This is a genomic window from Brevundimonas sp. (genome assembly GCF_013912065.1).
Taxonomy (GTDB): Bacteria; Pseudomonadota; Alphaproteobacteria; order Caulobacterales; family Caulobacteraceae; genus Brevundimonas.
In genome coordinates this window covers 214,726-224,213 of record NZ_JACESA010000004.1, presented here as the reverse complement: position 1 = coordinate 224,213, position 9,488 = coordinate 214,726, and the positions used below count along the sequence as shown (strand labels likewise).

The window sequence follows — 9,488 nt, the reverse complement described above, 5'->3', positions numbered from 1 at the left end:
ATCATGAAGGCCGGCTTCCGCCACGGCGACAACGCCCCGATGGCCGTGATCGAGTTCGTCGATCGCGACGTCGAAGCCAAGGGCAAGGACTCCGGTCCGGTCATGGCCTATGAAGGCGACGGCGAGGCCTGAGCCTCGCGTTTTCGACAAGACTGAACGCCGAAAGGGCGCCCGGAGCGATCCGGCCGCCCTTTTGCTTTGTCGAGACATGGGGCAAGAGGCGGCCATGTCCGTCGCCATCGTCGATTACCGCCCCCACCACGCCGCCGCCTGGGCGCGGCTGAACGAAGCCTGGCTGACCGAAGGCGGCTTCGCCATCGAGGCCAAGGACCGGCGCTCCATCGACGATCCGCATGGGGTCTTCATCGCGGACGGCGGCCGAATCTTCATCGCCGAGCGGGAAGGGGAAGCGGTCGGTTGCTGCGCCCTGATCCGTATCCCCGACGGCTTCGAGGTGTCGAAGATGACCGTCACGCCCGCCGCGCGCGGCCTGGGCCTGGCGCGGCGTCTGCTTCAGGCCTGCGAGGAGGCCGCGCGGCAAGCGGGGGCGGCGCTGCTCTATCTCGAAACCAACAGCGCCCTGACCCCCGCCATCGCCCTGTACGAAAGCTTCGGCTTCGTCCACCTGCCAGCCCGCCCGACCCCCTACGCCCGCGCCGACGTCTTCATGGAGAAGCGTCTCTAGCGGGCGAAGACTTCGCTTAGGGCCAGGATCCAGATGAGAAATATGCACAGGCCGTAGGCGATCTTGTCCAATGGGGTGCGGCGAGGCGGGCGTGGGGGCGGATCGAGAAATGGCATGGCTGGGTTGGAGCCGATTTCCTCGAACGTCGAAATCGATTAGGAGGGCGGAGGTCTGTGAGGGGAAGTCACATCAAGTCCGCCGCGCTACCTCCGCTGAACGCCTTGCGCACCTTCGAGGCCTTCGCCCGTCATGGAAGCATGACCCGCGCCGCCGCCGAACTGTGCGTCACCCACGGCGCCGTCAGCCGCCAGATCGCGGCCCTGCAAGCGTCCTTGGGCGTGGTTCTGGTTTCGGGCCCTCGTCACGCCCTTATGTTGACCGACGCGGGCGTTCAGCTGGCCGAGCGCCTGACACCCGCCTTCAGCTCCATAATCAATGCGGTCCAGACGACGCGACAGGGCGAGGCCCGCGAGATCGAGATTTCCTGTCTGGGCACCTTCGCGCTGAAATGGTTGATCCCCCGTCTGCCGGGCTTTCTGGAGGCGCACCCGGAGGTGCGGGTTAGGCTGTCGGAATCCTACCAGTCGGTCGACTATCGCCGTGATCGGTTCGACGGCGCCATCCGCATCATCGAATCGGATGAACTTCATCCAAGGGCCGAAGCCACCCGCTTCATGCCTCAGTATCAAGGCCCCGTCGGCGCGCCGAATCTGATGGCGACCTTGCCGACGCTTTCCGCCCTGAGCGAGGCGCCCCGGCTACGCTCGGCCACCTTCCGGCGGGCCTGGTCGGCCTGGGCCGAGCTAATGGGTCTGAACCTGCCCGCGGCGACGGTGGAGCGGGAGTTCGCCCATAATCATTCGATGGTCGAGGCCGCGGTATCCGGCATGGGCGTGGCCATCGCGCCCTGGGCCTTTGTCGCGCCGGATGTCATCGCGGGGCGTCTGGCGGCGCCCTTCGGCTTTGTGGAGCGACCATCCTGGTTCGCCTTCCTGCGACCCGAGGGGCGCAGGGATACGGCGGTGGACGCGTTTCGCGACTGGCTGGTGGCTGAGGGCGAACGAAGCCCTCCGCCGCCTGTTCATTCCTTCGACAAATCCTGACGCTGGAACCAGGCGATGGCCGCGAGGACGGGTACGAGGCTCCATAGGATCAGGCTGACGATAGCCTTCAGCACCACGCCTTCGGGCAGGGGCTGGCCGGCGGGAGCGACAGCGGCCTTCAGGCTGTCATAGGCGAGGCCCGGCAGCAGCAGCTGGGCGGCCCAGTCGCTGGGCTCCCATCCGATCAGGGGCAGCAGCGGTCCGCCGAGGATGGATTGGGCGAATCCCAGGGCCCAGGGCACGAACAGGGCGGCCAGCAGCGATCGACTGACCACCGCCGCCAGCAGCGCGATCAGCCCGTACTGGACGATGCGGATATAGGACAGCAGCCACAGCAGCAGGAAACGGCCCAGCTCGAAGTCGGACAGGTCGAAGCTTATCGGGCGACCGGCCACCAGGGCTTCGGACAGATGGAAGGCGAAGGCGGCGACCAGCATGGCCAGCATGGCGATCATGGCGAGAACCTTCATCACCCCGATCTTGCCCAGCAGCAGCCAGGGCCGGCCGTTTCGGGCGCTGATCAACCGCCAGGTCTCCCAACGATAGTCGCCGGCGTAGACCGCCGCCGCCGCCAGTAGCATGAAGACCAGCAGGACGCCGTTGGCTCCGTTGCTTGCGGCGAATTCGAAACTCTCGGCGAGGTTTACCGGCTGGTTTCCGACGGCGGCGGGCAGGTTGGCCTTGGCCGCGAGGGCGTCGCCCTTGGACTTGACCATGATGTGGTAGAACAGCCCCCCGAAGGCGAACAACAGGGGTGTCAGAAGCACGCTGCAGAACACCGCGACGCGGTTCTTGGACAGGCGATAGGCTTCGGACTTGAGCGCGTCAGCCAGCATAGTCGCCTCCCTGAACAGAAGCGCCCGTAACGGAAACGCTCTTCACGCCGGTCCATCCGGTTTCGCTCATGAACACGTCCTCGAGATCGGCGCCGACCCAGCGGGCTTCGTCGATGTCGACGCCGCCCTCGACCAGGGCGCGGATGACGGCGGCGGCCTCGGCGCGCGGCACGGCGGCCATCAGGGCGTCGCCGTCCAGGCTGGCCCGATCGCCCAGCAGCGCCATCGCCTTGGCCAGGGGCGTGACCGACAAGCGCAGCCGTTCGCCGGATGCGGTGAGGTCGGAGACCCGGCCCTCGGTGATCACCTTGCCCTTATTGAAGATGGCGACGCGGTCGCAGACGCGCTGGACCTCTTGCAACTGGTGACTGGCCAGAATGACGGTGACACCATCGTTGTCGGCCAGGCTGCGGATCAGGGCTCGCATCTCCTGGATGCCGGGCGGGTCCATGCCGCTGGTCGGTTCATCGAGGATGACGAGGTCGGGCTTGGTCATCAGGGCCGCCGCCACGCCCAGTCGCTGCAACATGCCGACCGAGAAGCCGCGCACCCGGCGGTTCGCCGCCTCGGCCAAGCCGACGCGCGTCAGCCAAGCCTCGATCTCGGCGGCCGGCACGCCGCCGTGGGCGTGGCTTAGCCAGACCAGAACCTGGCGCGCGGTCATGAAAGGAGGGAAGCGCGGGGTCTCGATCATCGAGCCCATGCGGCGCGTCGCCGCCGGATCGCCGATCCGCCCGCCCATGACCGTGGCCGTGCCTTCGGTCGGTCTGATCAGGCCCAGCAGGGTACGGAACAGGGTCGACTTGCCGGCGCCGTTGGGGCCGAGAATGCCATAGACCCCGCCGCGTGGGATCGAGAGGGTCAGGCCGTCCAGGGCCTTCACCGTCCCATAGGTCTTGGTGAGGCCTTGTATCTCGATGACGGTTTCCATGATGCAAGCTTGGCGCGAGAACGCCGTTCCCACAAGTCGTCGCGCGGCTGTCGTCCATTAAGTTTAGGCAATGGTTCCGTGTCGCTTCGGAGTTCGCCTTTGTCCCGCCCCCTGCATCGCTCTTGGCCTCTGGCTCTCGCGCTGTTCGCCGCCGCCTGCGCCGCTCCGGCGGTAGAGACTCCGCCGGTCGCCCCGGTGGCCGTCTCCTCGTCCCCGGTTCAGACGGGGCGTCCGGATCTGGTGATCCTGGTCTCCATTGACGGCTTCCGCCCGGACTATCTGGGGCAGGGGGCGACGCCGGTCATGGACGGTCTTGTGGCTGGGGGCGCCTTTGGCCCCATGCGTCCGTCCTTCCCAAGCGTGACCTTCCCCAACCATTATACGCTGGTGACGGGCCTGCATCCGGACCACCACGGAATCGTCGGCAACCGCTTCACCGACGCTCAGCTGGGCGTCTTCACCATGGCCAGCAAGGAAAGCGGCTTCTGGGATCAGGCCGAGCCGATCTGGGTCACGGCGGAAAAGGCGGGAATCCGCACCGGGACCATGTTCTGGCCAGGCTCCGAGGTCGAGATCCACGGGGTTCGACCCAGCCAGTGGGTTCCCTTCGACCAGTCGATGCCGGGCGACGCCCGCGTGGACCGCGTCCTGTCCTGGCTGGACCTGCCGGCGGCGGAGCGGCCGAAGCTGGAGACCCTCTATTTCGACATCGTCGACACCGCCGGCCACCGCTACGGACCCGAAGGGCGTGAAACCCGCGCCGCTGCGGCCTCGGTCGACGCCTCCATCGGTCGGCTGGTCGAGGGACTGAAGGCGAGGGGGCTCTTTGAACGCACACTGCTGGTCCTGACATCCGACCACGGCATGGCCGCGACCTCGCCGGACCGGGTGGTGTGGATCGACGACATCATAGACCCGGCCGCGCTGCGGATCGGCTACTCCGGCGCGGTCCTGACCACCGATGCCGCGCCGGGCCGCGAGACCGAGGTGCAGCAGAAACTGGTCGGTCGCCACCCCCATATGGAATGCTGGAACAAGGCCGACGTCCCCGCGCGGCTGGTGTACGGCTCCAACCCGCGCGTGGCCCAGATCGTCTGTCTGATCGAGACCGGATGGCTGGCGGCGACCCGCGACCGGCCGGTCGCTCGCCCCGGCGGCGCACACGGATATGACAACCAGGCGCCCGAGATGCAGGCCCTCTTCATCGTCCACGGGCCCGGCGTGGTCGCCGGCCGTCGTCTGACCGATCTCGACAGCGTCGACGTCCAGCCCTTCATCGCCCGAATGCTGGGCGTCACGGCGCCGAAGGGCGACGGCCGGGTCGAGGATACGCTGGCGGCGACGGAGAACTGACCGCCGCCGCCTCGTTCCTTCAGATCAGGCGTTGGCGCCGCCGTCCACCAGGATGCCGTCGCCGGTGATAAAGCCGGCGTCAGGGCTGGCCAGGAAGGCGACGGCGGCGGCGACTTCCTCGCCTCGCCCGTAACGGCCCACGGCGACCGAAGGCAAAACGGCGGGGGCCAGCGGGCCGTCGGCCGGGTTCATGTCGGTATCGATCGGGCCGGGGCGGACCATATTGACCGTGATGGCGCGCGGACCCAGTTCACGGGCGAGGCCGCGATTGAAGGATTCGAGGGCCGACTTGGACGCCGAATAGACGGTCAGGCCGCCGAAGGGGACGCGTTGGCCGACATTGCTGCCGATCGTGATGATCCGGCCGCCGTCAGGGATATGTTTCAGCGCCGCCTGTGTGGTCAGAAGGACACCGCGCACATTGACGTTCAACAGGGCGTCGATGTCCTCGAGCGGCTGTTCGGCGAAATCGCCCATGCGCGCGACCCCGGCGTTGTTGACCAGGATGTCGATCCCGCCCAGGCCCGCGACCGCGCCGTCCACGGCGGCATTGGCGCCCTCCGTCGAACCTGCGTCGGCCTGGACGGCGACGGCCTTGCGGCCCAGCGCGCGCAGTTCGGCGGCCAGGCTCTCGGCCTTGTCGGCGGACTTCTCATAGGTGATCGCCACATCGGCGCCGTCCGCGGCCAGCCTGCGTGCGATGGCGGCGCCGATGCCTCGGCTGGCGCCAGTGACGAGGGCGCGTTTGCCGGAAAGGGGAAGGGACATGCGAGAGAACCTTATTTGTAGTGATCGATACAAAAAAGGTGGTGCGTTGTCCGGCCGCCGCAAGGGGCTTATCTATCGATCGCTAAAAAAAAGGAGAATACCTGTGTCCGAACGTGGACGCCCCCGCAGTTTCGATCGCGATCAAGCTCTGCAGAAGGCCATGGAGCTGTTCTGGGCGCGCGGCTATGCGGGCGCGTCCGTGGCGGAACTGACCCAGGCCATGGGTATCGCCGCGCCCAGCCTCTATGCGGCTTTCGGCGGCAAGGCCGATCTCTATCGCGAGGCGATGGATCGCTACATCGCCACCTCGGGCGGTCGCGTCTGGGCCCAACTCGAGCAGCCGACGGCGCGGGGCAGCGTGGAGGCGGTGCTGCGGGAGGCGGCGCGCGTCATGACGCAGCCAGGGCAGCCAGCCGGCTGCATGGCCTCGCTGAGCGCGGCGCAGCCCGACGACCTGGGCGCCGAACTCTGCGCCGAGATGGCCGCGCGGCGAGGGGCGGGCCTGACGACGTTTCTGGAGCGTCTGAAACGCGGTCAGGCGGAGAGAGAGATTTCAGAGGCCGCCGACCTGGAGGCTATGGCCCGTTTCTATGTGGCCGTGCACCAGGGCATGAGTCTGCAAGCGCGCGAGGGCGTGACCGAGACGGATCTGCAGAAGCTGGTCGATGCGGCCATGGCGGCTTGGGAGCCGCTGACGCGCCAGGCTTAGGCGTAGTTGAAGCTGATCGAGATGCGGTCGGACTTGGCCTGATTGGTCGGGACCTCGTGGCGCAGCCAGCTTTCCCACATCAGGACCGTGCCCGCGCGCGGCGTCAGGTAGACGAACGGGCGTTCGGCTTCGGAGGCGTCGTCGCAGACCGAGGGGCGCGCCATCATGAAGGGCAGGCGCGGGTCTTCCAGCTTCAGCGACGAAGCGCCGTCGGGAACCTCAACATAGACGGTGCCCGACAGGAAGGCATGGGGGTGGATATGGCCGGTATGGCCGCCGCCGGGCTTCAGGATATTGACCCACAGATTGTCCAGCCGGGGCTTTCTGGCCAGATCGAAGTTCAGCGCCTTGGCGTAGGCGACGGCGTGCCGGTCCAGATGACGTTTCAGATCGGCGAACTCCGGAAAACGCAGGGGCAGGTCGTTCAACGAGGCGTAGGAGGTGTAGCCGCGATAGGCGTTGTCGCGGCACCAGCGTCGGCCGGCCGCGTCCTCCTCGGCCATCATGCGGACGACGTCGATCAGCTGTTGATTCAACTCCGCCCAGCCTCGGCTCTCCGCGAGAGAGGCTTCATAGACCTGGGTGACGAAGAGGGGGCGCAGGGACATGGAGGGGGGATAGCGGAAGGCGAGGGCGACGGAAACTCCCCCGTCTTTGGCAGCACGCGAGTGGGCGTGCGCCCTCTCGCCTGACCCGCACGATCCAGCTAAGACCGGGACATGTTCAAGTCTGTCCTGGTCGCCAATCGCGGCGAAATCGCCTGTCGCGTCTTCCGAACCGCCAAGCGGATGGGAATCCGCACCATCGCCGTCTATTCCGAGGCCGACGCCAACGCCCTGCATGTGCGCGAGGCCGACGAGGCGGTGCTGATCGGCCCGGCGGCGGCGCGCGAATCCTACCTGGACGGCGCCAAGGTCCTGGCGGCCGCCAAGGCTGCGGGAGCCGAGGCGATCCATCCCGGCTATGGTTTTCTGAGCGAGAACGCGGACTTCGCGGAAGCTGTTACAGCGGCGGGTCTGGTGTGGATCGGGCCGAACCCCGCTTCGATCCGGGCCATGGGGCTGAAGGACGCGGCCAAACAGCTGATGATCGAAGCCGGGGTGCCGGTGACGCCGGGCTATCAGGGCGCCGATCAGTCGGAAGAGACCCTGGCGGCCGAGGCGGCGCGGATCGGCTATCCGGTGCTGATCAAGGCGGTCGCGGGTGGCGGCGGGAAGGGCATGAAACGGGTCGATGCGCCGGAGGATTTCGCCGCCGGCCTGGCCAGCGCCAAGCGGGAAGGGGCGGCGGCCTTCGGCGACGACAGGGTCCTGATCGAACGCTACATCACCCGGCCGCGCCATATCGAGGTCCAGGTGTTCGGGGATCGGCACGGTGATGTCGTCCACCTGTTCGAACGCGACTGTTCGCTGCAACGCCGTCACCAGAAGGTGATCGAAGAGGCTCCGGCGCCGGGCATGAGCGACGCGGTGCGGGGGGCGGTGACCGAGGCGGCCATCAAGGCGGCCAAGGCGGTCGACTATGTCGGCGCCGGGACCATCGAATTCATCGCCGACGCCTCGGATGGGCTGAAGTCTGACGGGATCTGGTTCATGGAGATGAACACCCGGCTGCAGGTCGAACATCCAGTGACCGAGAGCGTCACCGGCGTCGATCTGGTCGAATGGCAGATCCGCGTGGCGGCGGGCGAACCCCTGCCGCTGAAACAAGACGAAATCCGATTGAACGGCTGGGCCATGGAGGCGCGCCTCTATGCCGAGGACCCGGCGAACGGCTTCCTCCCGTCCATCGGTCGTCTGGACCATTTCGTCATGCCGGACGGAATCCGCGTCGATACGGGCGTGGAGCAGGGCGGCGAGGTCAGCCAGTTCTACGACCCGATGATCGCCAAGCTGATCGTCCATGAAGACACGCGCGAGGCCGCGGCGGCGCGGTTGGCCGAGGCGGCGGGCGAGGTCGAGGTCTGGCCGGTAAAGGCCAACGCCGGCTTCCTGAAGCGCTGCCTGCAGCATCCGCGTTTCGTGTCGGGGGATGTAGACACGGGCTTCATTGCGGCGGAGGAGGCGGCCTTGCAGCCCGCCGCGTCCGACGAGGCTACGCTGGCGGCCCTAACCCTGATTGCGGAGGCGGCGGCGGAAGGGGGCGAGGCCCGGTCCTCCGATTTATTCAGCCCGTGGGGCGGTCAACCGGGGCTGTCCTATGGGGTGCGTCTGAACGCGCCGTTGCAAACGACAGTCTGGGCCCAGGTCGACGGCGTTGGCGTCTCCGCGTCCGTGACGCCGGTCGAGACGGGGTGGCAAGGGGCAGATGGCGGCGTGGCGCATGTCGGGTTCGACCAGGTTCAGGCGGGCGAGCGATTGTTCAGCTATCAGGCCCTTGATGACGGCTTCGTTCTGTTCGTCGATGGCGAGGCGCGCCGCGTGACCCCTTATCGCGCTGCCACGGTCGGGGTCGGCGCGGTCTCCGACGGCTCATTGCGCGCCCCGATGCCCGGCAAGATCGTCGCCGCCCCCGCCAAGGTCGGTGACGCCGTGACGAAAGGCCAGCCGGTGGTGGTGCTGGAGGCGATGAAGATGGAGCACGCCCTGACCGCGCCGTTCGACGGCGTGGTCGAAAGCGTCGCGACCGTCGGCGATCAGGTGACCGAGGCGACCGTCCTGGCGGTCGTGACGGCGAACGCCTAGATCGCCGTCATGCCGCTTCACATGATCAAACTGTGCGTCGGCGTGTCTGACGTCGAATGGTTGGAAGCCCGCGCGGCGAGGGGCGGTCCCCTGGTGGTCCACACGCGGATGACGCCGAAACGGGCGACCGAGATCGAGGACGGCGGATCGCTGTACTGGGTGGTCAAGGGTGTGATCGTCTGCCGTCAGCCCGTGCTGGACATCGCCACCCTGGGCGAGGGCAAGCAGAGCCGATGCGAGATCACGCTTGAGCCCAAGGTGATCCGCACCGCTCCGATGGCGCGCCGGCCTTTCCAGGGCTGGCGCTATTTCGAACCCAAGGACGCCCCGGCGGACATGACCGAACTGGACGCGGGCGAGGCGCCGGAAGAACTGGTGCGCCAATTGCGCGAACTGGGCGCCTGGTAGGCCAAATCCAC

Annotated in this window: 10 protein-coding genes and 1 pseudogene; 7 read left to right on the top strand and 4 right to left on the bottom strand. The window is 67.4% G+C overall.

Annotated elements, in window-relative coordinates; all coding sequences use genetic code 11:
* The 3 genes and pseudogenes from H2037_RS05475 to H2037_RS05465 all read left to right on the top strand — a co-directional run.
* Nucleotides 1-132: pseudogene (locus tag H2037_RS05475) on the top strand (50S ribosomal protein L17); the annotation flags it as partial.
* 94 nt (nucleotides 133-226) lie between these two features.
* The gene (locus tag H2037_RS05470) at nucleotides 227-685 is read left to right on the top strand and encodes a GNAT family N-acetyltransferase (RefSeq protein ID WP_292118745.1); all 459 of its coding nucleotides are present in this window, start codon (nucleotides 227-229) and stop codon (nucleotides 683-685) included.
* Nucleotides 686-858: 173 nt separating this feature from the next.
* The gene (locus H2037_RS05465; RefSeq protein WP_292118742.1) at nucleotides 859-1,788 is read left to right on the top strand and encodes a LysR substrate-binding domain-containing protein; all 930 of its coding nucleotides are present in this window, start codon (nucleotides 859-861) and stop codon (nucleotides 1,786-1,788) included.
* Here the strand turns inward: H2037_RS05465 and H2037_RS05460 are convergent.
* Both H2037_RS05460 and H2037_RS05455 read right to left on the bottom strand, forming a co-directional pair.
* Complete coding sequence (locus tag H2037_RS05460) at nucleotides 1,767-2,624, bottom strand: hypothetical protein (protein WP_292118739.1); 858 nt, start codon at nucleotides 2,622-2,624, stop codon at nucleotides 1,767-1,769. The two genes, H2037_RS05465 and H2037_RS05460, sit on opposite strands and share 22 nt — an antisense overlap.
* Nucleotides 2,614-3,555 (bottom strand): ABC transporter ATP-binding protein, encoded by a 942-nt coding sequence (locus H2037_RS05455; protein WP_292118736.1) that lies wholly within the window; start codon nucleotides 3,553-3,555, stop codon nucleotides 2,614-2,616. The genes H2037_RS05460 and H2037_RS05455 overlap by 11 nt, the downstream gene beginning before the upstream one ends.
* A 99-nt stretch (nucleotides 3,556-3,654) precedes the next feature.
* On the opposite strand from H2037_RS05455, the gene H2037_RS05450 reads away from it, so the two are divergent.
* Entirely contained in the window at nucleotides 3,655-4,908 is a 1,254-nt protein-coding gene (locus tag H2037_RS05450; protein ID WP_292118733.1) for an ectonucleotide pyrophosphatase/phosphodiesterase, read from the top strand.
* Nucleotides 4,909-4,932: 24 nt separating this feature from the next.
* On the opposite strand, the gene H2037_RS05445 is transcribed toward H2037_RS05450, so the two are convergent.
* On the bottom strand, nucleotides 4,933-5,676 hold the full coding sequence (locus H2037_RS05445; protein ID WP_292118731.1) for a 3-oxoacyl-ACP reductase family protein: 744 nt from the start codon (nucleotides 5,674-5,676) through the stop codon (nucleotides 4,933-4,935).
* Nucleotides 5,677-5,779: 103 nt separating this feature from the next.
* Here H2037_RS05445 and H2037_RS05440 point away from each other — a divergent pair, with 103 nt between their 5' ends.
* Nucleotides 5,780-6,385, top strand: coding sequence for a TetR/AcrR family transcriptional regulator (locus H2037_RS05440; RefSeq protein WP_292118728.1), 606 nt, complete (start codon nucleotides 5,780-5,782; stop codon nucleotides 6,383-6,385).
* On the opposite strand, the gene H2037_RS05435 is transcribed toward H2037_RS05440, so the two are convergent.
* Nucleotides 6,382-6,993, bottom strand: a complete 612-nt coding sequence (locus H2037_RS05435) for a TIGR02466 family protein (protein ID WP_292118726.1) — start codon at nucleotides 6,991-6,993, stop codon at nucleotides 6,382-6,384. The two genes, H2037_RS05440 and H2037_RS05435, sit on opposite strands and share 4 nt — an antisense overlap.
* Nucleotides 6,994-7,104: 111 nt before the next feature.
* Here H2037_RS05435 and H2037_RS05430 point away from each other — a divergent pair, with 111 nt between their 5' ends.
* Together H2037_RS05430 and H2037_RS05425 are read left to right on the top strand one after the other, a co-directional pair.
* Nucleotides 7,105-9,069, top strand: a complete 1,965-nt coding sequence (locus tag H2037_RS05430) for an acetyl/propionyl/methylcrotonyl-CoA carboxylase subunit alpha (RefSeq protein ID WP_292118724.1) — start codon at nucleotides 7,105-7,107, stop codon at nucleotides 9,067-9,069.
* Between the two features lie 9 nt (nucleotides 9,070-9,078).
* Nucleotides 9,079-9,477: a DUF1489 domain-containing protein gene (locus H2037_RS05425; protein WP_292118720.1), complete on the top strand. Its 399-nt coding sequence runs from the start codon at nucleotides 9,079-9,081 to the stop codon at nucleotides 9,475-9,477.
* Nucleotides 9,478-9,488: the final 11 nt, after the last annotated feature.